The 22,621-nt window shown below is 60.9% G+C and carries 18 protein-coding genes; 5 read left to right on the plus strand and 13 right to left on the minus strand.

The window, feature by feature from the left end:
• Positions 1-2: 2 nt before the first annotated feature.
• From OG976_RS17765 to OG976_RS17790, 6 genes are all read right to left on the minus strand, one after another.
• A complete protein-coding gene (locus OG976_RS17765; protein WP_328351386.1) occupies positions 3-1,460 on the minus strand; it encodes a polysaccharide biosynthesis tyrosine autokinase in 1,458 nt (485 codons plus the stop codon).
• Between the two features lie 148 nt (positions 1,461-1,608).
• The gene (locus OG976_RS17770) at positions 1,609-3,393 is read right to left on the minus strand and encodes a DUF4012 domain-containing protein (protein WP_328351388.1); all 1,785 of its coding nucleotides are present in this window, start codon (positions 3,391-3,393) and stop codon (positions 1,609-1,611) included.
• A gap of 193 nt (positions 3,394-3,586) precedes the next feature.
• Positions 3,587-4,030 carry a hypothetical protein gene (locus tag OG976_RS17775; protein ID WP_328351390.1) on the minus strand — a complete coding sequence of 148 codons (444 nt, stop codon included), beginning with the start codon at positions 4,028-4,030 and terminating at the stop codon, positions 3,587-3,589.
• A 479-nt stretch (positions 4,031-4,509) separates the two neighbouring features.
• On the minus strand, positions 4,510-5,496 hold the full coding sequence (locus tag OG976_RS17780) for an endonuclease/exonuclease/phosphatase family protein (protein WP_328351392.1): 987 nt from the start codon (positions 5,494-5,496) through the stop codon (positions 4,510-4,512).
• Between the two features lie 296 nt (positions 5,497-5,792).
• Positions 5,793-7,283 carry a sugar transferase gene (locus OG976_RS17785; RefSeq protein WP_328351394.1) on the minus strand — a complete coding sequence of 497 codons (1,491 nt, stop codon included), beginning with the start codon at positions 7,281-7,283 and terminating at the stop codon, positions 5,793-5,795.
• A 287-nt stretch (positions 7,284-7,570) separates the two neighbouring features.
• Positions 7,571-8,107: an arsenate reductase/protein-tyrosine-phosphatase family protein gene (locus tag OG976_RS17790; RefSeq protein WP_328351396.1), complete on the minus strand. Its 537-nt coding sequence runs from the start codon at positions 8,105-8,107 to the stop codon at positions 7,571-7,573.
• Positions 8,108-8,386: 279 nt separating this feature from the next.
• On the opposite strand from OG976_RS17790, the gene OG976_RS17795 reads away from it, so the two are divergent.
• Complete coding sequence (locus OG976_RS17795; protein ID WP_328351398.1) at positions 8,387-9,229, plus strand: class I SAM-dependent methyltransferase; 843 nt, start codon at positions 8,387-8,389, stop codon at positions 9,227-9,229.
• Positions 9,230-9,356: 127 nt separating this feature from the next.
• Here the strand turns inward: OG976_RS17795 and OG976_RS17800 are convergent, their stop codons facing one another.
• The 3 genes from OG976_RS17800 to OG976_RS17810 all read right to left on the minus strand — a co-directional run bounded on the left by OG976_RS17800 (position 9,357) and on the right by OG976_RS17810 (position 12,434).
• Positions 9,357-10,439: a glycosyltransferase family 4 protein gene (locus OG976_RS17800; protein ID WP_328351400.1), complete on the minus strand. Its 1,083-nt coding sequence runs from the start codon at positions 10,437-10,439 to the stop codon at positions 9,357-9,359.
• Entirely contained in the window at positions 10,436-11,191 is a 756-nt protein-coding gene (locus tag OG976_RS17805) for an FkbM family methyltransferase (RefSeq protein WP_328351403.1), read from the minus strand. Before OG976_RS17805 ends, OG976_RS17800 begins: the two co-directional genes overlap by 4 nt.
• Positions 11,192-11,255: 64 nt before the next feature.
• Positions 11,256-12,434, minus strand: a complete 1,179-nt coding sequence (locus tag OG976_RS17810; RefSeq protein WP_328351406.1) for a DegT/DnrJ/EryC1/StrS family aminotransferase — start codon at positions 12,432-12,434, stop codon at positions 11,256-11,258.
• Between the two features lie 186 nt (positions 12,435-12,620).
• Between OG976_RS17810 and OG976_RS17815 the strand changes: the two genes are divergently transcribed.
• The 3 genes from OG976_RS17815 (at position 12,621) to OG976_RS17825 (ending at position 15,960) form a co-directional block, all read left to right on the plus strand.
• Entirely contained in the window at positions 12,621-13,661 is a 1,041-nt protein-coding gene (locus OG976_RS17815; RefSeq protein WP_328351409.1) for an acyltransferase family protein, read from the plus strand.
• A 269-nt stretch (positions 13,662-13,930) separates the two neighbouring features.
• Positions 13,931-14,986, plus strand: coding sequence for a GDP-mannose 4,6-dehydratase (gmd, locus tag OG976_RS17820; protein WP_328351415.1), 1,056 nt, complete (start codon positions 13,931-13,933; stop codon positions 14,984-14,986).
• Positions 14,983-15,960 (plus strand): GDP-L-fucose synthase family protein, encoded by a 978-nt coding sequence (locus OG976_RS17825; RefSeq protein WP_328351417.1) that lies wholly within the window; start codon positions 14,983-14,985, stop codon positions 15,958-15,960. Before gmd ends, OG976_RS17825 begins: the two co-directional genes overlap by 4 nt.
• A 23-nt stretch (positions 15,961-15,983) precedes the next feature.
• Here the strand turns inward: OG976_RS17825 and OG976_RS17830 are convergent, their stop codons facing one another.
• The 4 genes from OG976_RS17830 to OG976_RS17845 all read right to left on the minus strand — a co-directional run bounded on the left by OG976_RS17830 (position 15,984) and on the right by OG976_RS17845 (position 21,190).
• Entirely contained in the window at positions 15,984-17,204 is a 1,221-nt protein-coding gene (locus OG976_RS17830; protein WP_328363717.1) for a glycosyltransferase family 4 protein, read from the minus strand.
• 241 nt (positions 17,205-17,445) lie between these two features.
• A complete protein-coding gene (locus tag OG976_RS17835; protein WP_328351419.1) occupies positions 17,446-18,915 on the minus strand; it encodes an oligosaccharide flippase family protein in 1,470 nt (489 codons plus the stop codon).
• A gap of 88 nt (positions 18,916-19,003) precedes the next feature.
• Positions 19,004-20,137 (minus strand): glycosyltransferase, encoded by a 1,134-nt coding sequence (locus tag OG976_RS17840; protein ID WP_328351421.1) that lies wholly within the window; start codon positions 20,135-20,137, stop codon positions 19,004-19,006.
• Between the two features lie 123 nt (positions 20,138-20,260).
• A complete protein-coding gene (locus tag OG976_RS17845; RefSeq protein WP_328351423.1) occupies positions 20,261-21,190 on the minus strand; it encodes an SDR family oxidoreductase in 930 nt (309 codons plus the stop codon).
• 33 nt (positions 21,191-21,223) lie between these two features.
• Between OG976_RS17845 and OG976_RS17850 the strand changes: the two genes are divergently transcribed.
• Positions 21,224-22,594: a nucleotide sugar dehydrogenase gene (locus OG976_RS17850; RefSeq protein ID WP_328351425.1), complete on the plus strand. Its 1,371-nt coding sequence runs from the start codon at positions 21,224-21,226 to the stop codon at positions 22,592-22,594.
• Positions 22,595-22,621: the final 27 nt, after the last annotated feature.

The following is a 22,621-nucleotide window of genomic DNA, read 5'->3' on the forward strand; positions in this document are numbered from 1 at the left end:
CCTCAGGGCTTTGACTCTGCTGCCTCTTTCTCGGGCGTGGCCGATACATCAGCGGGAGTCTCGGCCGACCCGTTCTTGTCCGATGAACCATTCAGCGTCGCGCCATCGCTGCCATAGCTGTAGTTGTAGCTATAGCTGTACGCCGTGGTGCCACGTGCGGCTGTCATCGTAAACACCGCTCCGAGGATGGAAGCGCCGACGCCGCTGAGGTTGCGGATTGCGTGCGCGAGCTGCTCGCGCTTCGTCGATCCGAAGCGCACCATCATCAGCACTCCGTCGACACTGGCTGACAGCACGGCAGCATCTGTGACGGCGACTAGCGGGGAAGAATCCACAATGACGTAGTCGAACTTCTCGCGAAGCTCGCCCAAGATCCTTTTGGCGGTTTGGGACGCGAGCAGTTCGCTCGGATTCGGCGGAATCGCACCGGATGCAAGAACCGTCAAGCCGGGGAACTCGGTCTTCTGCAAAACATCGTCGATTTCGGCGGCGCCGCTGAGCACGGTGCTGAAACCCGCTGTGCCAACCAGATTGAGGTACTTATCCAGCATCGGTTTGCGCATATCGCCGTCGACCAGAACGACCGTGTGCCCTGCTTCGGCCAACACCAGTGCCAGGTTGATCGCCGTCGTGGACTTACCTTCATTCGGCAGCGAACTGGCGACCAGGATCACCCGGGGCGGATTGTCGACGGCGAGGAACTGCAGATTGGTTCGAAGCTTGCGGAAAGCCTCGGAAATGCCCGAACTCTCTTTGTCGAACGCGATCGCCGCGTCCTTGCGCCGTTCTTTGTCAGCCGGGATGTTGCCGACCAGCCCGACGCCGGTGATGTCCTCGAGCGTCTCACGGTCCTTGACGCTGTTGTCCAGACGATCGCGCAGAATCGCCAGGCCCACGCCCAACAGCACACCGGCGACCAGGCCCAACGCGATGTTGCGGCTGGTCTTGGGGACGACGGGCGATTCGGGAATCGTCGCGCGCTGCTCAACGATCACCCGTGCGTCGGGTTTCCTTCCGTCGGGCGGAGTTTCGAGCTCTTTGACCATCTTCACGAACTCGTCGGACAATGCATTGGCGATGTCGCGGGCCCGGAGGGGTGAGGCATCGAGTACCTGGAGATCGATGAGCACCGTGTCCTGCTTGGCGGATGCTGTGATCCTTTTGGTCAGTGCGGAGGGCTTCATGTCGAGGCCGAGCTTGTCGATCGTGCGTTTGGCCAGGGTCTCACCCTTGAGAAGCTGCGTGTACGACAACACCCGCTCTTGGGAGAACAGGGTGCCTTGATAGGCGTCGGACAAGGATTGACCGGCGGACGTCGAGACGAAGAGCCGTGTCGAGGCCTGGTAGAGAGGTGTGGTCAGCAGGGTGACGGTGGCCGCCGCCAACAGGGCGGCTGTCAGGGCTGCGGCGACTGTAATCCAGCGCGCTCGAAGAACTTTGATGAACTCCTGGAGATTCATTGCGCTCCCCTTCCAATTGGCGGACTAGCGTCCCAGGCGGTTGCCCTACCTGAGTAGGAGCTTGAGCCCGAACCGAACATTCCACGGCGGCTACCTGCATTGTCGGCAGGCTGCGTGCGACGAACCCATCTTGGGTGGTGACGGACATTCATTTGGAGCATTGCGGCACCGTGACTTCCGGGATGACGGTGTCGCGCAACGGCTGAACGGGCACGCGCGGTGCACCAGCGGCGGTGGGTTCGGAGAGCCGGAACGTGATCTCCGCGGTCTTTCCGGGCGCGATGGCCACTTGACTCTCAAAGCTGGGGTGCCCGCGCTCTTTGGCGCCGAAGACACGAACCCTCTTGCCGTTGACGAGAACACTGATGACCTGGGCATCCTTGGTGGCGAGCAGGCGTACCGAGCTCAGCATCGCGCCCCTCGGGATGTTTTCTGCGAGAGCAGGAAAGAACCCCAATTTCCCGGCGACGTAATCCGGTAGTCCCGACGGATCCGAGAGTGTGTTGGTCAACCGAACCGTGACGGTCGACATCCGGTTATCTCCATCGCAACCGTCAGCGACGTACTCGATCTGTCGATTCAAGTAGTAGTCCATCTTGTTGCCGCCCAGATTGTTGATGACGACTTCCGCGTAGGGTGCTGGATCATCTGGAATCACGTGGGCCAGGGGAGTCTCTTCAAGCAGCTTCTGGTCGGCAGGTGACGAGCTCCAGACCGAGATGCGGCGCTCGCTGATCGCACGGCCCAAGGCGTCGAACAACTTGCGCGCCGACTGTACCGGCGCGCTGATCTTCTTGACTACCGCGGAAGCAACCTCCTGCAGATACTGCTTGCGCGCGGATTGATCTGTGGGAAAACGTGTGTAGACGGTCGACTCGGTCAACTCGACGACGTTGTTCTCCGCCACCGTCTCGCCGTCCGGCATCACGACAGGCCCGGTGGCCTCGAGGATATAGCTGAGTGCGACGGGGTCGATGGCGACAACACCGTCGACTTTCATTCCCGACTGTTGTTCCCACATCGACTGCCAGATCTGGGCTGCGTATGGGAAGTGGGAACTCTGGTTGCTGTTACGGAAATCGGTAGTCGGATGGGTGAACCCGTACTGCTGGTCGAAGTCTGGGCCAAGAGACATCGGTGTGAAGGGCTTATCGAGCTCGGTGTTGCGGCCCAGCGTGTCCACTGTGGGCTTGCCATTGTCGAATCGCAGAATTCCAAATCCGCCGAGGAGCCCCCCGGTGCCTCGGGCCTCGGCATTGGTTTGGAATCCCATGAAGTAGGTGCGGGGGCCGTCGGCACCCATGAGCGCCGGTGCTACACGCGCCGCGACAGCGGTGTTGCCCACCAGTTGGGAGATTTCGGCAGTCTGCGCTTGTAGTTTCGTCCGGGCTTCACCCAGCGCCGAAACATAGTGCGGATCCGCAATCGCTTGTGCCTCAGCGCTAATCCGCGCTGCGTTTGCGGCGATCTTGGCCAGAATCGGCGCTTCGTTGCGAAGTGCCTGTACGTCGAGTCGGCCGTCGGCGAGCAGTTGCTTCGGCGCCACGCTCGTGCCGGCATCCGCGGTGGGTTTCAACACGTTGGCCGCCAGTCCCAGCACCACATCGGTGATCTGTTGGCCGGTCTCGAAAGGGCTGCCCAACCACGGCACCGCGGAAGCGATGTTCCAGGGGAGGGAGTGCGCCGCGTCCCGGGCGGCCTGCGCGTGAGACTGCGCATCAGCTGCAAACCGTGACGCATTGGCCGTATCACCCTGCAGCAGTGCATCTTTGCTCTGCTGCGCAGCGCTGCGCGCCTGGTCGAGGTGGGTCTTGGCTGCCTGCGCTTGGAAACCGAGCCAGCAGCCGAACGCGATGAGCACGACGAGGATCCCAAGACCCGCCCATGCAACCTTGCGGCTCCTGAACCAGGGCTGCTCATCGGCGTCGAGCAAAGTCGTGTCGCTATCGTTCGAGTCGCTACTGGACCGATGCCGTGAAAAGAGACCCACTCAGTACATTCCCCGTGCTCCCGTGCGGTCTACGCTGGACGACAGCAGACAGCAGTCGCGATAGCTGACTCTGAAGAACCGAATCTCCAGCGGGCGCGGGTGGCGCCAACTGGCGAATGATTCCGGTGAGATTGAGCTAGCCGGCAGTTTGGTAGGGGCCGGCATGGAACGCCAGGGCGATGGAGGTGCCGAAGGCACTGACACCGTCGCTCACGTTGCTGAAGAAGTCACCGATCGGACCGCCGACAGTTGTGGCCACCAGCTTCAACAGCTGAGCGGTGCCGTCCACGAGGACATAGGCGATGTTTCCGATGAAGGTTACTGTTCCGCGGACGAAGGTCTGCACCCCGGCGACGACCGATTCAACGAGATAGCAGCCCACATCTCCCGGGGTGCACACGGTCGTCGCGGACGCCGCAGCACTGGGAATGACGACCGAACTGATAGCTCCCGAGACCGAGTCGCCGATTCCCGCTGCGTGAGCGACCGTCGGCGTGATCACGGCAGCGGTGGCCAGCACCACGGCCGCAGTCCCCACCTGGAACTTGGTAGCGAAATTGGCTGCGACTGCAGTAGTCATTTGAGACCCCCAACTATCGGCCGTGCAAAAACATCTGGATAAGGGCTTGAGCTGGTGAGATCGTGTCAGAAGGCCCGGGTGCTGTCAAACGCAAATACCTACTTTCAAGCGCAAAGTTTGTAAATTCTCTGCTGCCCGGTAACGACAGTTGGATCGGCGTTCTTTCGCATTAATTTGCTGGTCCACGTGTTTAGTGCGAGAGGGCGTGCTCCCGGGCTCGATCGGGCTCTCGACGTCGATAGCGAGGAGGCCCCCTCGCGTGCACATGGCGTGGCCTTGGTCCCGAATCTGCGCTGTCACAACATCTGTGGCGGTGCTGCGAGACATCTGTGGAGGTGCTGCGAGTCGGCGTGCCTCCGGTGGATGCCGATCCGCTGCGGCAGCGGTGGGCCCGGCGGGGCTACCGGAGGCGGCCGTCGAATAGCAATCACATCAACGACGCAAGCCGAAAGTGCTTCGCCGTGTACGAAGCGGTCCGCCTACCCGGTCGGTACTTGGATGGTCGCGAGCAACGCGCGATGGTCGGAGCCCGGAACCTCGACGGTGTGGATCGCCGACGCCGTGCCATTGCGGGTCAGGATGTGATCGATGGTGATCAGGGGTGGATACCACCGGTTCGACGGGAACGTCGGCGAGAAGCCCGCACCGAGCTGGTCGACGGCGTCGCTGTATCCGTCGGTCAGCAGATCGCGGAACTGGCGCATGTCAGGTGTGCTGTTGTAGTCACCGCCGATGATGACTGACCCTGGGCCCGCTGCTCGGGCGAAGTTGTCCAATTGTGCCTTGGCTCCGGCCATTCCGCTGCGCCACTGTGGCACGGTGTTCGTGTCGCCGGCAACGGGTGAGTAGACGTGGATGCTGGCGAGGATGGGTTCTGTTGCGAGGCCAGGGATCTGGAGCCGTACGGCAGGCATTGATACCCCCCGGTGTCGTGGCGGCGAAAGGGGCATAAGTGGATAGCGACTCCATATGCCGATTCCCCCGGCACCGGGAGCGGGGTTCAGTAGCGAGTAGGGGAATGTCGTGTCGATTCCGGCTTGCGTGAAGCGTTGTACCGCCTCTGAAGTCAACTCTGAGACGGTGATCACGTCGGCGCTGTCCTCAGCCAGCCCAACGAGGCACGAGGGGTCAGCCCGTCCGTAGCGAAGGTTCGACGAGAGGACCCGTAGGTTGTGGTGCTCGTTCACAGAGTTCGGTAGATGGCTCAGGTAGTACCAGGAGGCCTGTACGGTCAGACTCCCCGCTACGACCGTCACGGCGAGGACCGAAAGAAGCCTGCGCCTGCAGGACGCAGCCACGACCAAGCCCGCAACCGCCGCGAGCGTCAGGTACGGCGAACCGTTGGCGAGGACTAGATCAAGGACGTTGGAGATCGGCCTGGCCCGCGCAACTACCCCGGCGACGGCAAGAGCGAGTAGTCCGACCGTTAACACGGCCAGCAATGCCATGCGCACTCTTCTCGACATAATTCAGTACTCCCTCAGCCTGGGCGTCGGTGCGGACAACTCCGCTCGGGCCGGCTTGATCGAGCGCGGTTTCAGTGCGGGCTGCGCGGTATTCGGATCGTCGAGATCAATGCGCGATGGTCAGACCCCGGGACAGCCAAAGCTCGGAGTGATTCCGCCGCAGCGCCCCGGGTCAGCACACCGCGAGTGAAGTAGACCTGTACGAATCCGTCGACGCAAAGGCGGGTGGGCCTATGTCGCGAGTTCGCGATGCCGGCCACGTCTTGGTCGCTTACCCGAGCGGGGAAGCAACTTGCTCAGTACGCGCCGCCGTGACCGAACACCGCCTTGAGTGTCTTAACGGAGATCAGGAGGTCGGCGATCATTGACCAGTTCTCCACGTAGAACAGATCGAGCCGTACCGAATCCTCCCAAGACAGGTCTGAGCGTCCGCTCACCTGCCACAGACCGGTGATGCCGGGGCGTACTAGGAGGCGGCGCTTTGCGTAGTCGTCATACGACTTGACCTCACTTCGAAGTGAAGGCCGAGGCCCGACGACGCTCATGTCGCGTTTGAGAACATTGAGGAACTGCGGCAGCTCATCGAGACTGTACTTGCGCAAGAATCGGCCAACGGGCGTAACGCGCGGGTCGGTGCGGATCTTGAACAGGACGCCGCCTCCGCTTTCGTTCATGTCGATGACCTCGTCGAGCATCTGATCCGCCCCGTCAACCATCGTGCGGAACTTGATCATCTCGAACGGCTGACCATTGAGCCCGATACGTTCCTGCCGGTAGAAGATCGGCCCCCTGCTGGTCAACTTGACGGCGAGGGCGACAGCGGCCAGGAGTGGGACTCCACAGAACAAAACCAAGCTGGAGAACAGGATGTCGAAGGTCCGCTTCTGAAAGCGCTTTGCACCGTGATACTGGGGCTTCTCGACGTGGATTAGCGGTAGGCCTGCAACAGGTCGAATCTGCAGGCGGGGGCCCGCAACATCAACTACGCCAGGCGAGACGAGGAGGTCGACATTGAGCTTCTCCAGATCCCAGGAGAGATCTCGCAGCCCGCGACCGTCCAGTCGTTCGGTAGCCGTTACAGCTACCGCCTGACTCTTTGTCGCGGTCACAGCGCCAACGATGTTGGACTCATCTCCGAAGGTGGGAATGGAGCCGACACCCGGAACCGTGAGTTCTGTGCGCCCGTTCAGGCCCGGAATGCACGCGCCCACCACCTCGTATTCGGACCATGGCTCTCGCGCTAGCGACCGGGCGAAATCGCGCACAGCCGAGGAGTTGCCGACCACCAGGACGCGGGTGATGTAGCGGCCATACTTTTGCCGTGCCTTGACGACGATTCGCCGCATCACCCAGCGGGACCCGCCAAGAAATGCGATGCCGGTGGGCAGCGCGATCATCAGATAGCCGCGAGCTATTTCCAATTTCAACAGCATCGACACAATTGCCACACCGCCGAACACTGCAAGTGTCGCAATCCAAACGCGGCGGTATTCCTCAGCGCCGGAGCCCAATATGCGCGGTGATCGAGAGTGATTAATTGAAAGCGCCAACAACCAACTGGTCGCGATAGCTAGTGACACGATGATGTAGTTCGGGTACACATATTTGTGTTCGGTACTAGTTAACCCGCCGAACCGCAGCCACTGAGCGAGCCCAACTGCGAGTATGACACTAAGTGAATCGATTACCAGCAGCCGGCGAGCGTACGTCTGCTGCCATTCCGAAGTTGCCTTCGGGACTCGATAGATGCTTGCTGAAGACTCCAGCTGCCGAAATGCCAGCGTCATGTGTCCCCCAACACTAAATACTCCCCCGACGTTCTCGGCTTTTCAGCAAGAACGTTCTTTTGACCCGTTGCGATGATCTCACGACTTGTGCCGCGTTCGTGGGGAATCGTAACGATTCGGCAACCGCCCCCCAGGCTTCTCCTTTCAGCCTCGGTTGTGTAGTGCCGGCCCGGCAGGCTTCCCGCCCCGCGACATCCCCCAGGGATCTAGACAGGTACGGCAACGCTGGGTTGCAAACTGCTGAATTGATCCACGCCCCAGTCCATCCAGAAGACTCATTTCGCACACTAATCGGGTGCTGAGGCCGACATCCGTTGGCACAGGAGGAGGATCGGTGGCAGCAGATCGGCGATTTGTGAGCCGACTGTCGCAAAAAACTCAGGTCCTTGACCTATCGGGTCTGGAATATCGGGAAGCGCGTACCCGGTCAGGTGCGGCCGGAGCGCGGTCAGCTCTGAGATGTTCCGGGGATCATGGTCGAGCGCGATGCGTGCGGCTTCACTGAGGGTGAAGGTCCGGTGAAGCCGGTGCGGCGCGATTTCTAGGACAGCGTCGCGATGTGCCCTGGTCATCGCGATCACCAGATCGACTTCCGATGCGATTCGCGGTGTTAGTCGTCGCGCGGCGAAGTTGCTTGCGTCGCCCCCGAGGTCTTCAAGCACCCGAGCCGCGAGCGGATGAATCGGCTGGGCGACTACTGCGCGGGTTCCGGCGCTGGATGTGCTGAAATCTGGGATCTGCAGCGCAGCGCCATAGGCAGCGGCAAGGCGCTCGGCCGTGGGGGACCGACAGATGTTCCCGGTACACACGAACAACAAGTGCACAGCAGATCCTTGGTCGAAATGGTGGGTGCGGTGACGCCTGGTTGATGGTCTCAAACGCAGTCGAACTGCGCTTTCAGCGGTCCGTCTCTGCACGCACGACGGCGAGCACGAAACCGTACCGCTTATGCAACCCGGGGACAACGCGTCGCGATGCGAACTCTCCCGACCGCAGGGCGCAGTGGTATAACCTGACCGAGGGGCGGGGTGGGTCTCGCGATCGATTGCCGTTGGCAGGCCCGGGCACCCGGGTTCTTGGAGAGAATCGGGCGGGGCAGTTGAATGCAGTTTTCCAAGGTTGAATTGGAAAGTGCTTCGGCACGGGTGGTCGAACGTTTTCCGTTTCGTGGTTACTTCGACCCGGCCCTCAACGGGCATCTGACGATCGCCCAAACGGTCGCCCGCTATCTTCCCCCGGGATCGCGTCTTCTTGACTTCGGCGCTGGGCCTGCCGATAAGACCGCCATCCTTGCCGTCCTCGGATACAAGTGCACCGCTGTCGACGATCTGGCCGACGAGTGGCATAAACGCGGAAACGCCCGACAGGCCATCTTTGACTTCGCGGCGGACATGAACATCGAGTACAGCACGCTCGGGCTCGAGAGTGTGCCTGCCACAGGTCAATTCGACATGGTGATGCTTCACGATGTCCTCGAGGAACTGCATGACTCGCCACGGTATCTACTCATCGAGCTTCTCAAGCGTGTTCGCGACGGAGGCTATCTGTTCGCCACCGTTCCGAACCATGTGAACCTCCGAAAGCGGCTCGCGGTGCTCTTCGGCAGGACCAACAACCCGCGATACGAGCTGTACTACTGGTATCCGGGCGGGTGGCGTGGGCCCGTACGGGAGTACACCGGTGGGGACTGCGTCGCTCTTGCGGAGGCTCTTGGGCTTGAGATCATCGAGTTGCATGGCGCCCATCACATGCTCAACAGGGTGCCGCCTCGGTTGCGGGGGGTATACCTGGCACTGAGCCGACTTCTGCCTTCGACACGGGATACCTGGTCGATGGTCGCTCGCAAGCCCGCCGGATGGGTTCCCAAACCTGAACTGGACGACCATGAGCTTCATCAACTCCGCGAGAAAACAGGCCTGCAGTCATGGAGTGAACTAACCAATTAGGTCTGATGCCAGGCGCTCGTTTCAGATCGAGGAGCGGGAAGCAAGGGGCGTTGGGGGATTCGCGCGGAACTCGCTCGCGGTATGCGCGTGAACAATCGGTCGTGGGAGATCCTGCGGACTCGCCGTTTCACCACTGCTGCTGATCGAGAAGATCAATGAGGTGTTTGAGCTGTTGCTCGGACTCTGACAGCGCCTTCAGGTAAGCCTGCCTGCATTCTCTTGAGATCGCAGTGGAGACTGGGGTGCCGGCAATGTACGCCAGCGCTTCCCCGCTGAAAGACTCGACACTTCGCGCGAGTAGGCAAGGGCTCCCGTTCAACTGGTCAGGTATGGCCCCCTGCTGCGTTGCAAGGCACACTGCGCCAGCGGCCATTGCCTCATAGAGGACCAGCGGAACTGCCTCGTGAGCATACCGAGAAGGGAAGACGAAGTGCGTAATATCCTGGTAGAAAGCATGTTTCGATTCGCCGGTTAGGAGCCCCCGGTATTCGAACAGGTCGCCGAGCTCGGCGGCGGCGCGATCAAGGTGGTATCGCGACTCGCCCTCGACAGAAGGTCCACCGACGATCAGCCGGGCTGGAGTGCCTGATTTATGAAGTGCCACAGCAAGATCGACGACTTCGCCGATGCCCTTTTCCAAGCTCAGGTCGCTCAGATGGCCCAGTACCGGGTCGGTCCGATCGGGCTTGAGTGACAGTTCCGTCAGAGACCGGTCTATCAGGCCGGCGTTACCGACAATGAGCGGCTCGAGGATTTCTGGCATCACTTGAGTCAGTTGGTGCGCCATGGATTCGGACAGCACGATGTGGCGCGCTCGCGATCCGGCAGCGAACGTCAGGACGACCATCCGAAACTTGCGTTCCCTCACATAGGCATACGAATGGTGATGAAGAAACACGCGGGCCCCAGTCAGGCGGGCCAACGCCGCTGCTACGGCGGTCAGCCACATGCCGTGGTCGGCCTTGACCGCGATGTACACGGCATCTGCACGCATCGTCGACCACCACGAACCCAGGGCTCGGCCAAGCTTTACAGCAGTACGACGCCACCCGTGGGCCGTACCCTCGCACGTATTCACCACTCGCATCTGGGCAAAGTGCGGTGCGAGCTGGGAAACCATATGGCTCATCGCCACCGATTGCCCATGAATAGGCGGCGGCAGCGGGCCAACAAGTGTCAGCCGCACCTGGTTCGCAGCCCTGACACTCATCGGAGGCGCCGCTGACCCGTCGGTTGATCAGCGAAGAACACCGCATCGGCCTGCAGCAACTGTCCTGATTCTGGGTCGGCGAAGACGGCGTCAAGGCCCATCAACGTCATACCGAGACCTTCCGCGCGATCGAGCCCCTCCCGGTACTTCATTGCCCCTTCATAGAGCGGCACCAATGACAGCTCCAGTTGAAGCCCGACGATTCCGCCGGCAGCCAACAGGTCTGAAGCGCCATCCAGGACCGCAGACTCGTAGCCCTCGACGTCGACTTTGAGAAAAGTGCGATGGGTTGGGCCGACCCTCAACGTGGGAAGCACCTGATCGAGCCGCTTCTGGGAAACCGTCTCGGTGCTCACATGACGGGATTGGGGTGCAGCGTCGGTGTGACTTTGCAGCATCGGCAGCACAGAGCTCGACAGTCCGGCGTCGGCGGAGACGTTGATCGTCACCTCGCCATTGGTATCGCCAATGGCGCATCGATGGGTGTCCCAGTTCGGGTCCGCAGCAGCCTTGCGGTCGAGGGATTCAAAGGGTCTCCGCAGCGGCTCGAACGAGATGATGCGCCCGGCATACCCGAGCCGACGAATCGAGGTTGCAAACCCACCGTCATTGGCACCGACGTCGACCACACAGTCGATGTGATGATGTTCGAGGAGCTTGACTGTGCGGGCGAGCGGATCGTGTAGCGGGTAGCGAACGATGTCGAGTCCAAAACGCTGAACGACGTGACGCAGCTCGTGTTTCCACCGCATGTTGTTACCCCCCAGAGAAGATCGTCGCCGCAGCGCGGTGCAGTCGTATGCGAGCCGCGACCCCTTACGGCTCGCTATGGACGTCGTGGATGATTTCGCAGATCTCGTCGATACGCGCCATGGTGAGTTCTTGGTGCACGGGAAGGCATATGCCATTCGTGGCCAATTCCTCGGCTACCGGCAGCGGCCCGCGAGCATACCGACGCAGGGCCGGCTGCATATGCAGTGGATAGAAGAACCCTCGGGTTTGGATGCCGTTTTCCTCGAGTGCAGCGACCACCTTCTTCTGGCGTTCGCTCACCATCGCGAACCGGAAGGGCACGTGGGTAGAGCCGGGTTGCACTTGGAGCCAGCGCAAACCGGGCAGGCCACCGAGGTTGGCCACGTAGCGATCGTGGTTCTCACGTTTCCGCGCAACAATCTGCGGCAGCTTCTTCAGTTGTGCATTTCCCACGGCGCACTGAAGGTCGGTGATCCGGAAGTTCATCCCGAGACTGTCGTGGATGAAGGTGCCACTGTGCGGGCGCCCCTGGTTCCTGAGCAGACGAAGCTTTTCGTAGAGGGCAGTGTCGTTCGTCAGCACCACTCCGCCTTCGCCCGTGGTGATCGTCTTGTCGGAGAAGAACGAAATGACTCCAAGGTCGCCCCAGGTTCCTGCGTGGCGACCTCGATAGGTCACGCCATACGCCTGGGCGGCGTCCTCGATAACGACGAGATTGTGCTTGGCGGCGAAGGCGCAGACTTCATCGAGGGCTGGGCTGTGGCCGTAGACGTGAACCGGCATGATTGCCCTTGTCCGCTCGGTCACCAAGGACTCGAGAGCACTGATATCGAGGTTGAACGTCAGCGGGTCTGCATCGACGAATACCGGTGTCAGTCCTGCGAATACGGCTGCCGAGGCCGAAGCGTAGAACGTAAAGGCCGGTATCAGGATCTCGCTATCGCGTGGCAAGTCGGCAGCCAACAACCCGAGAAACAAACCAAGCGTGCCGTTGGGCGCCAAGACCGCGTGGCGTGCGCCTGTTTGTTCCTGAATCTGAGCGAGGAACTTAGCCGCCTGCGGGCCTTCGGTGAGCCAGCGATCCCTTATGCAACCCGCAGTGGCGTCGAGTTCCTCGTGATCGAACCACGGTTCAATCTGGTTTGTTTCCCACGTCATTAGTCGACTTCCCCCCCAGGGCACGAACTGTCGCGGATCACCATACTCTGCAGATTGCTCGTGGATGTCGACGTAGCCAAACATTGCAAGAAGCTGCGTGACAGAGCTGTCCCGCGTGGCTCTGCGGACCATCCCCGATGACTTTCGCGCGAGCCGAGCCGCGCCGGGCGGTGCTCGGTTATCCTGACGCCCTCGGACTGGGGGGGCCGGCATCAGCACAAAGGCAGCCGTTGCCATGCCCAACTTCGGTCGCTCGACCAGAAAGGCGCAATGATGCCGGAGCGACGTCGTTTGTGGGCGCTCGACGGGCTGCGTGGCCTGGCGGCACTCGCCGTTGTCGCGTACCACTACCTTCATCGCGGTCCGCACCTCTACTCCGAACTTGGCCCGTCGCATCCGTGGTTCGTCTGGGGCCAGTACGGTGTGCAGCTCTTCTTCATCATCTCGGGATTCGTCATTTTCGACTCTGTGCGGGGGACTGCTTCGGGCCCGTTCTTTGCTAATCGGGCGATTCGGCTCTATCCCGCCTACTGGGTCGCAGTGATCATCACCTTCACCGTGGTGGCGGTGTTCGGCCTGCCTGGTCGTCAGACCACCCTGCCTGTCGGATTGTTCAACCTGACCATGCTCGAGGGATTCTTCAACGTCCCCTACGTCGACGGTGCTTATTGGACGCTCGCTGTTGAGCTTTCTTTCTACGTCGTCATCGGGTTGCTGGCCCGCTCTCGGGCACTCAGCGACCGCTGGCTGTTCGTCACGCTGTTCGCTTGGCTCGCGGTGGATCTCGGCGTCCGCGCGGCCCACTTTCTGACCCCGGGCAACCCGGTGACCGAGATCCTTGGCGGAATCGCGTACTGGATGCCGATGTTCCTGGTTGGAATCGCACTGAACATCGGTCACAAGACTGGGCGGTGGCTGCTCCCGGTTCTGGTCATCGTTGCCGCATTTTGTGTCATCGCGCCTGGCGATCTATCGGTCGTACCAGTGCTGATCGTCGCCACATTTCTCACCCTTGGTGCGCTCTACGTGAAGCTTCCCGACCGAGTCCGCCCCGTGTCCAATTACCTTGGAGAGCTGTCGTATCCCGTGTACCTCGTACACCAGAACGTCGGATACGTGATCTTGCTGGCGCTTGCGGCATGGAGGGTGCCGCAACTCGGTGCTGTGGCGGTGGCAGCTGTAGTCGCGATTGCAATTGCAACAGCCATATCGTACGGATTCGACTTGCCGGTGCGGCGACGTATGCGCGCTGTCGTCGCTGCAAGGTTCGGGCGGACCGGCAAAGACCCGCGGGACGCGCTCAACCCGTGACCGACGGGCCGCGAGCGACAACTCACCGGATCAACAGATGTTGATCCGCCACCTATCAGGTCTTCTGCTGCTACTGTCCGAATCGGAGCAGGTGTCGGCGAGGTTTCGACATCAGGCTTGTTGATTAGTTCGGGGACGCGGCGGGGGCCGCTGGGGGGCTTCATGGGGATATTTGCATTGGCGCTATTGGCGCTATTGGCGCTATTGGCGTCTACGGCTGAGGCCGGGTTGCCGTATTGCGAGGCGGCCAAGACTCTAAAGATGAACCAATGAGCAAGCGAGCTTTGGTTACCGGCATCACCGGGCAAGACGGCTCGTACTTGGCAGAGCTGTTGCTGAGCAAGGGCTACGAAGTCCATGGGATCATTCGGCGCGCCTCCACGTTCAACACCGCACGAATCGACCACCTCTACGTAGATCCGCACGCGCCTGGCGCAAAGCTGTTCCTCCATTACGGAGACCTCAGTGATGGCGTCCGTTTGGTAACGCTGCTCGCCGATCTTCACCCAGACGAGGTCTACAACCTTGCGGCACAGTCACATGTGCGGGTGTCTTTCGACGAGCCTGAGCACACAGCCGACACGACGGGGACGGGCACAATCCGCATGTTGGAGGCGGTGCGCCTGTCGGGAATCAACACCCGCTTCTACCAAGCGTCGTCATCGGAACTGTACGGCGCTGCGCCTCCGCCGCAGGATGAGCAAACGACTTTCCAGCCGCGCTCTCCCTATGCTGCCGCGAAGTTGTACAGCTACTGGGTCACTAGGAATTACCGCGAGGCCTACGACTTGTTCGCGGTCAACGGCATACTCTTCAATCACGAATCACCGCGCCGCGGAGAAACATTCGTGACTCGAAAGATCACACGTGCTGTCGCCGCGATAAGGGCCGGCCTGCAGGACTGCATCTATATGGGGAACCTCGAAGCGGTTCGCGACTGGGGCTACGCACCTGAGTATGTCGAGGGCATGTGGCGGATGTTGCAGGCAGACGAGCCGAACGATTATGTCCTCGCGACTGGAGTGGGCATGACTGTGCGCGAGTTCCTCAAGATCGCCTTCGACCATGCGGGGCTCAACTGGGAGGATCACGTCAGGTTCGACACCCGCTACCTCCGCCCGACCGAGGTTGACGAGCTGATCGGTGATTCGCACCGAGCACGCACCGAACTTGGCTGGGAGCCTTCGGTAGATGGAGCCGAACTTGCGCGCCTCATGGTCGACGCCGATATGGAAGCGCTTGAGCATGCGGGCGATGCATGGATCGACAAGGTCCAACTGGATTGGTGGAGTACGCCCAGTGGGATCCAGGTTGGCCGGCATTGAGTACCGCCGTCAGCTACTCACCCCATGACCTCGACCGTGGTGCGAGATTCTTCATCGCTGGGCACTGTGGGCTCGTGGGCTCCGCGATGGTTCGAAAGCTCCGCACGGAGGGCTTCGACAACGTCATCGGCAAGCGGTCGGCGGAGCTTGACCTGCGAAACCGCGACGCCGTCTTCGAGTTCTTTGCCGACTGCCAACCGCGGTACGTCGTGCTCGCTGCTGCAAAAGTCGGTGGAATCCTCTCCAACAGAACCTATCCCGTTGACTATCTCAGCGACAACGTACGCATACAAGTCAACGTCATCGACGCTGCGTTGAAGGTCGGTGTGGAGCGGCTGCTGTTTCTGGGTTCGTCGTGTATATATCCGAAGTTCGCCGAACAGCCGATTCGTGAGGAGGCACTACTCACCGGTGCTCTCGAGTCGACCAATGATGCGTTCGCGATAGCGAAGATCGCAGGCATACTCAACGTAGATGCGGTGCGGCGGCAATACGGGCTCCCGTGGCTTTCGGCCATGCCGGCAAGTCTTTACGGCCCCAATGACAACTTCTCACCGGACAGCTCCCATATGCTGCCAGCGCTCATCCGGCGTTACGACGAAGCGCGTGCATCGGGAACAGCATCGGTGACCAACTGGGGTACTGGGACTCCGCGACGCGAGTTTCTTCATGTCGACGATCTGGCCGACGCCTGCTTGTACCTGCTCGAGCGTTACGACGCACCCGGGCACGTCAATGTGGGAACTGGAACCGACGAAACAATTCGGGAGATTGCAGATACGGTCGCATCCGTCGTCGGCTACACCGGCGAGACTGATTGGGACACAACCAAGCCCGACGGGACACCCCGAAAGCTACTGGACGTCTCAAGACTGAAGAATGCTGGCTGGGTGTCCAACATCGGGTTGCGCGAAGGACTTGAGCGGACCGTCGCCTGGTACCGAGCCAATGTTGGTAGCTTACGTGGTGCCTAGCGCATCGACCTGGGACCGGATCATCATGGCGTTTCCCTGCCCGCGGCGACGGAGTCGATCAGAGCTGTCCAGTTCTCGATAGCGATTCGCTCATCCAAGACTCGTTCTCGATGACGCCGGCCATTCAACCCATACCGCCCAGCGGTTTCGGGGTCGGCAGCCATCGACAACACAGCGTCAAGGAGTTCGGCGGGATCACCGGCATGCACAACCACGCCAGCGCCCGCTTCAGCGATTTCCGATGCGGTGATTCCATCCAAGTCGGTGGCGGCGACTACCGGACGGCCGGCGTCGAAGTAGGACGTCAGCTTGCAGGGCATCGCCATCGCCGAAACTCCGGGTTTTTCGTTGACGAGAAGCACGTCTGCCGCGCCGAGTGCAAGCCGATACTCTGCATCGTCGAGCGGATCTACGAACGAAATCCGTGACACTCCAGCAGCGTAGTGTTCCAAGCTGCGCCGTTCCCCGCCGTCCCCGACGAGGATGAAGTGCACTGGTGCACCCCTTTCGTCCGCGATTCGGGCTGCGTCGACGACATTTTCGAGGGCCTGCTTGGCGCCCATGTTGCCAGTGTGAACGGCAAGCGTCATGTCATTCGGCCAGCCGAGCGCAGCTTTCGCCGAAGATGCGTCGACCTCTTCCGACGGCCGGAGATGGGTCCAGTTGCGCAGCACGACAATGCGTGACGGCGAGACCCCAAGCTCACGTACCAGGAAGTCGGCGAACCGTTGGTGGAGTACGACAACCCGATCCGCTGCGCGGAGCGTATGGGCTTCGACCCGGCCGGTCACAACCCGAACGAGTTCGCCGCCTTCCCCCGTCTCGGCCAAACCCAACGAGTAGATATCTTGCACCCACACGATCAAGCGCGGCCGCCGAGGTGTCAATCGAAGACGCAGAACAGTCAATGCAGTGGCGAACAGAGGGGGGGATAGCGCAATGACTACCCGGGGGCCGGACCATCTGGAGAGAACCAACCGCACGCCGAAACTCAACTCCGACAGCAGACGTCGAAGACCACGTGGCGGTTGCGGCACATAGTGGAGCCTGCGTAGAACCGAAACCCCGTCAAGCTGCTCGGCGCTCGTCCACTGACCGTATCCCTCGTGAATCGACCATTCGGGATAGTGCGGATGTGCCACGTGAGCTTCGACCGCGTACCCGGCTGCTGTCAGACCGGCGGCCAACGCTCCGGTGTAAGAGGCAATACCCGTTGGTTCAGGGGGGTAGTTGAGACTGAGGATGCAGACGTCCGGGCGTTGATCAGTCGCATTCGCCGAGGCTCCGGATCTTGGCGACGTGCCTTGACGCGCGTCTGCTCGTTGCCGCCCAATAGGATTGGCTCGCTCCCGGCTTGTAGAGTGCGGCATCACTGATCCCCCCAAACCCCGTTCAACAATGCCCAGCTTTGAGTCAGCCTACCCATTCGGACACCGCTCTGACCCGGAGATCGGGAGGAAATGATCAGGCGCCTCAAGCTCATCGTTAGCCGCTCCTGGTGAGGAGCGCCCGCACTGTCGTTCGCGGTAGGAGCCCGAACCATGCTGCGGCCCCTGCGACTAGCAGCCAGATGAGGATGACCCCTACCTTGGCCAGGAGATCACCTATACCGGTGAGTGAGCCAACGCCAAATGAGAATGCGAGGAACCCCACTGCCAGGACCACAGGCCGCCACGGCACCGCGGACCCGGGGATCGACCGCGCAACGAGGACTGCGTAGGCCACATTGCCGGCGAGTCGAGGAACTATCACCGCGACCAGTGCGACCGCGAGGCTGTGACTGATCGCAAAACCGATGCAACCGGACACGATCCCGCCCAGGGTGATGAGAAGACCGGCGAGAACTTTGGGCGCCATCCTCATCGTGACATCGATGATTTGTCCATCCATGCGGATGAGCGCGACCTGCAGGCCACATACGACGAGCAGGGCGTTGATCGTCGTCCCTAAGTACTGATCAGCGCCGACCCACAGGGTGACAAAAGCCCCGTTGAAGGCCAGGACGGTTCCACTGCCCAACACGGCAACTGCGATGACCAGATGGCGGACCGATCTCGCCAGTTCGGCAGCCGCATCGACTTCCGATCCGCCGAGCTGGGAGCCCAGCGTGGGCATGAAGCCGCTCGCCGTCACAAGCGCAATCGAGAGGATGAACTGCATGAGAAGGCTGGTGAAGGTGTACTGGGTGACGGCCACCGCCCCCACCATGACGCTCATAACAATGAGTTCGCTTGAGAACAGCAGCTTTTCCACGACGGTGTTACCGAGAGTCCATGTGCTGTAGTTAAAGACACGGCGCAAGTCCGGCCGGGTAGGTCGCGAAATGCCCCACCATCGGACCGAGCGCCTGGCGACCAACAGGGTGAGCGCAGCGTTGACGATCGACGCGATGAGGACGATCACTGCCAGTGACCATAGGGGCCAGTCTGAGAAAGCCGCGAGGATCATCGCCGCATTGCTTGCGACAAAGGCCGCAGTCGTAATGAGCATCGACTTGTAGCCCTGGTTTATACCGGTTAGCACGGAATCCGGTATGGACAGGAGGCCGGCCAGCACGGTGTTACCGGCCAGCACCGCCGCGGCTGAGTACGCGGCTGATCGCGCGTCGTCCGGTATCCCCTTGATCAGTAGTGGTATCGCGACTGTGACCCCGGCTGCGACCAGGGCCGCCGCCGGAAGCCAACGGAACCAGACGATTATGGCGGCTCCGACATCACGACGTTTGTCTTCGTCGGGGTGCGCAGTTCTACTGGCCACGATCCATTTCAGTGCTTGGGACGCTCGCCCGTCCGCAACGGTGGCGAAGTCGAGGTAACGCTGCAGCGATTTCCAGACACCGAACATCAGGGGTCCGAGTGCACTGAGTAGAAGCGGACTGACGATGAAACTTGCTGCCGCAGTGACGACATAGTTCAGGTAGTAGGTGATGATGTTGCGACGCGTTCCGGAGTCCATTACTGGGGTCTCTTTCTGACTCTGTCAGTCACTCTTCCGAGCATTGCCGCCCGAGGCTGGCTCGGGGGCGACAATCGGCTGGACAGTGTCATGGGCGACGCAGCCTGCGGTGGGATTGGCGTGTCTGGTTGTTCGAAGCCGTCGCGCGGCCGATGACTTCGGCGAACGTCTCAAGATAGGCAGCGGCAACTCTGCTGGGCGTCATCGTGGCCAGTACGGCCCGGGGATGGGCGTAGATTTCCTCTTCTGCGGCAAGCCCGTTCGTCCAGGCTCTAGCGATGACGGCGGCCGATTCCTCTGAGGGGGAGTCCAGGCGTGCGTAATAGGGGTAGTCGTCGCCGAGCAGCGCTCGATGCTGCGGAATGTCGGACACTACTGCGGGAAGGCCTGCGGATACGGCCTCCATAACGACGTTGGGCATGCCCTCGTTCCGGCTGAAGGACAACAGCACACGCGCGCGGAACATCAGAGCGCGAACATCTCTGCGGAATCCCAGTAATTCGACTTGGTTCGCGAATCCGGTCTCGTCAGCGATCCGCATCACTTCGGCGGATAAGGGACCCTTTCCTGCGACGAGGAGCCTGGCCTCTGGGTGCGAGGCAGCGAACTCCGCGAATGCCGCGGTCATTGCGCCGATGTTCTTCTCGGTGTCCAGGCGGCCGACGTATAGGCACTCGACCGAGGTCATCCGGTCTGCCCGGGGTCCGCGAGGCACAGCGTTGTCGATCACCATGTTGGGTATCATCCGCACTGGTGAATATGGCGCAAACGAGTCCCAGAGCTGTTTTCCAGCTTGCGAATTCGCGATGACCATGGCAGCTGAGCGCCGCCCGAAACTCTTTCTGAGATTGAAGTAGACACGTTCGTCGGGATGTGGTCCGGAAGCCCGTTCGGTGATGATCCAAGGCACTCCACGCACTATGCGGGTCGCCGCGTACGACCAGATGTCGGCGGGGTGGAGCCAAGAGATGAGGAGATCGGGGCGTACCCGACGCAGCGTTCTCACCACGAAGGCGAGTGCCATTGGGTTGGCGAAGTTGCTGATTTCGGTGCGATGTACGTGCAGCCGGGACAGGTCGAGGTCGCTGTCGTGTTCTCCTGGGCCTAGCAGGATGAGGTGGACCTCGACACCTGGACTGTGCTGTATGGCGTTGATCAGTGCGATGCACTGGCGTTGTGCACCACCGTCGCCCAGGCTTGCGATGAAGAAGCAGACTCGCATCGCTAACCTTCGCGGTCGTGGTGTCCGGCGGGTGCCATCGCACCGTGTGACTCCCGGTGTTCAACCCGTTGCGGCGCCCTGTTCTTCGCCCGCCGAAGGGAATGGACCTTTGGAAACGCTGACTCAGTCGGTTTCATTGCGGGCCCAGTCGACCGTGCGGCGCAAGCCGTCCTCGAAGGCGACCAGAGGGCGATAGCCCAGAATGCGCTCGGCTTTACTGATGTCGGCCTGGGAATCTCGCACATCGCCTGCACGGGGTGGGCCGTATGTCGCAGCGGGCAGTGGTCCCACAATGTCGCCTAGTGCCGACCAGGCCTGATTGAGCGACACCCGGCCACCGATAGCAACATTGATCACCTCACCCGCTGCCGTCGGCGCATCGACCGCCCGGATTACCCCGTCTACGACGTTGTCGACGTAAGTGAAGTCCCGCGTCTGTTCACCGTCGCCGTGGATTGTTGGTGCTGTTCCTGCCAAGGCAGCCTTGATGAACAGGGAGAGTACGCCGGAGTACGGCGATGAGGGGTGCTGGCGAGGCCCAAACACGTTGAAGTAGCGGATCGAGACAGTTTCAAGACCGTAGAGCTGCGTGAAGAACTGGCAGTAGACCTCGCCAACGTGTTTCTGCAATGCGTACGGAGAACGCGGGTTGGCCGGCATGTCTTCAACTTTGGGAAGTACCGCGGTGTCCCCGTAGGCCGACGACGACGCCGCGTACACGACGCGCCTTACTCCTTCATCTCGTGCCGCGATCAGCACGTTGAAAGTGCCATCGATGTTAGCCTCGTGAGAGGGGCGGGGTGCTGCGATCGATCGCGGCACTGAGGGGATGGCGGCTTGGTGAAGCACAATTTCGCAACCAGATACCACGGCAGCGGCGATCGCTGGGTCTCTCAGATCGCCCTCGATGAACTCGGCCCCGGCAGGAACGTTCTCGAGCAGGCCGCTCGACAGGTTGTCAACCACACGTACGCGATGTCCGCGAGCGAGAAGGGCTCCAGACAGATGCGAGCCGATGAAACCTGCGCCCCCGGTAACCAAAAACATGGCCATCCCAACCCCCCTAGCCGATAGGAATCAATTTACATGTCCGACACTCGTAATTTCGATAGCCCCCGGGCTGCGGATCTTTACAAACGGCTATCAGACCGTACCGCGCGGACCGCGGTCCTCGGTCTCGGATACGTCGGATTGCCGCTGGCGGTGGAGTTTGGCCACGCAGGTTTCGCCGTGGTCGGAATTGATGCCGACCGTCAGAAGTGCGAAGCGGTCAATCGCGGTGAATCCTATGTACAAGATGTTCCTTCCTCAGAGGTCGCCGCACTTGTCGAGGCGGGCAAGCTATGCGCAACAACCACCATCGATTCGAATAGCGATCTAGATACAATCAACATCTGCGTGCCCACCCCTCTTCGCAAGACGAAGGATCCTGATCTCTCGTACGTCGTTTCGGCGACACAAATGGTCAAGGAATTTCTCCGGCCGGGCATGCTCATCGTTCTCGAGTCCACGACGTACCCGGGTACCACGGAAGAAGTCGTCCAGAGCATTCTCGAGGAGACGGGGCTGAAGGCCGGGACGGATTTCTTTCTCGCGTTCTCGCCCGAACGCGTCGATCCGGGCAATCAGAAATGGAATACGAGAAATGTGCCCAAGGTTGTCGGCGGACTTACTCCCGACTGCTCGGCGCTGGCCGCCGCGTTGTACGGCGCATCGATTGAACGCGTAGTTCAGGTTGGCTCACCACGTGCGGCTGAGATGGTCAAGTTACTGGAAAACACCTTCCGGGCGATCAATATCGGCCTTGTCAACGAGCTTGCGATGATGTGTGAAAGCATAGGTATCAGCGTGTGGGAGGTCATCGACGCCGCGGCAACCAAGCCATTCGGATTCATGCCGTTTTATCCGGGACCGGGACTTGGCGGGCACTGCATCCCCATCGATCCTTTCTATCTTTCGTGGAAAGTGAAAGAGGTTGGTTTTGAAGCCCGCTTTATTGAACTTGCCGGCCAAGTCAATGGAGCAATGCCGCACCACGTCGTGGAGAAGATCGCCGACGCCCTGAACGAGAGTGGCAAGTCAATAAAGGGGGCGAACATCTTCGTGATGGGTGTCGCCTACAAGCGCGACGTCAACGACGTACGCGAGTCGCCTGCCCTGGATGTGATGGCGTTGCTACTAAAGAAGGGTGCGCAGGTCACCTATCACGACCCGTTCGTTCCGCATATCGACGGGGACCACTGGAAGAGCGGACGGCAGATGGACTCCACGCCGTACACACACGAAGCGGTTGCATCGGCCGACTGCGTCGTGGTGCTCACCGACCACACGGACTTCGACTACGTCGGGCTCGTCTCGGAGGCCCGCTTGATCGTGGACACCCGTAATGCCATCCACGTGCCAGCTGCGAACGTTTTCAAGCTTGGCGCTCCGAACCCACGTCTGTCCGACTTCTGAGCGGGCCCGATTCACGGATTCTGCAAG

This window comes from Mycobacterium sp. NBC_00419 (assembly GCF_036023875.1).
In the GTDB taxonomy this organism is placed as follows: Bacteria; Actinomycetota; Actinomycetes; order Mycobacteriales; family Mycobacteriaceae; genus Mycobacterium.

Excerpts from the sequence above, each read along its gene's own strand:
- OG976_RS17765 (WP_328351386.1), bottom strand. The coding sequence starts at position 1,460 with ATGAATCTCCAGGAGTTCATCAAAGTTCTTCGAGCGCGCTGGATTACA.
- OG976_RS17775 (WP_328351390.1), bottom strand. The coding sequence starts at position 4,030 with ATGACTACTGCAGTCGCAGCCAATTTCGCTACCAAGTTCCAGGTGGGG.
- OG976_RS17780 (WP_328351392.1), bottom strand. The coding sequence starts at position 5,496 with ATGTCGAGAAGAGTGCGCATGGCATTGCTGGCCGTGTTAACGGTCGGA.
- OG976_RS17785 (WP_328351394.1), bottom strand. The coding sequence starts at position 7,283 with ATGACGCTGGCATTTCGGCAGCTGGAGTCTTCAGCAAGCATCTATCGA.
- OG976_RS17795 (WP_328351398.1), top strand. The coding sequence starts at position 8,387 with ATGCAGTTTTCCAAGGTTGAATTGGAAAGTGCTTCGGCACGGGTGGTC.
- OG976_RS17800 (WP_328351400.1), bottom strand. The coding sequence starts at position 10,439 with ATGAGTGTCAGGGCTGCGAACCAGGTGCGGCTGACACTTGTTGGCCCG.
- OG976_RS17805 (WP_328351403.1), bottom strand. The coding sequence starts at position 11,191 with ATGCGGTGGAAACACGAGCTGCGTCACGTCGTTCAGCGTTTTGGACTC.
- OG976_RS17810 (WP_328351406.1), bottom strand. The coding sequence starts at position 12,434 with ATGTTTGGCTACGTCGACATCCACGAGCAATCTGCAGAGTATGGTGAT.
- OG976_RS17815 (WP_328351409.1), top strand. The coding sequence starts at position 12,621 with ATGATGCCGGAGCGACGTCGTTTGTGGGCGCTCGACGGGCTGCGTGGC.
- gmd (WP_328351415.1), top strand. The coding sequence starts at position 13,931 with ATGAGCAAGCGAGCTTTGGTTACCGGCATCACCGGGCAAGACGGCTCG.
- OG976_RS17835 (WP_328351419.1), bottom strand. The coding sequence starts at position 18,915 with ATGGACTCCGGAACGCGTCGCAACATCATCACCTACTACCTGAACTAT.
- OG976_RS17840 (WP_328351421.1), bottom strand. The coding sequence starts at position 20,137 with ATGCGAGTCTGCTTCTTCATCGCAAGCCTGGGCGACGGTGGTGCACAA.
- OG976_RS17845 (WP_328351423.1), bottom strand. The coding sequence starts at position 21,190 with ATGGCCATGTTTTTGGTTACCGGGGGCGCAGGTTTCATCGGCTCGCAT.
- OG976_RS17850 (WP_328351425.1), top strand. The coding sequence starts at position 21,224 with ATGTCCGACACTCGTAATTTCGATAGCCCCCGGGCTGCGGATCTTTAC.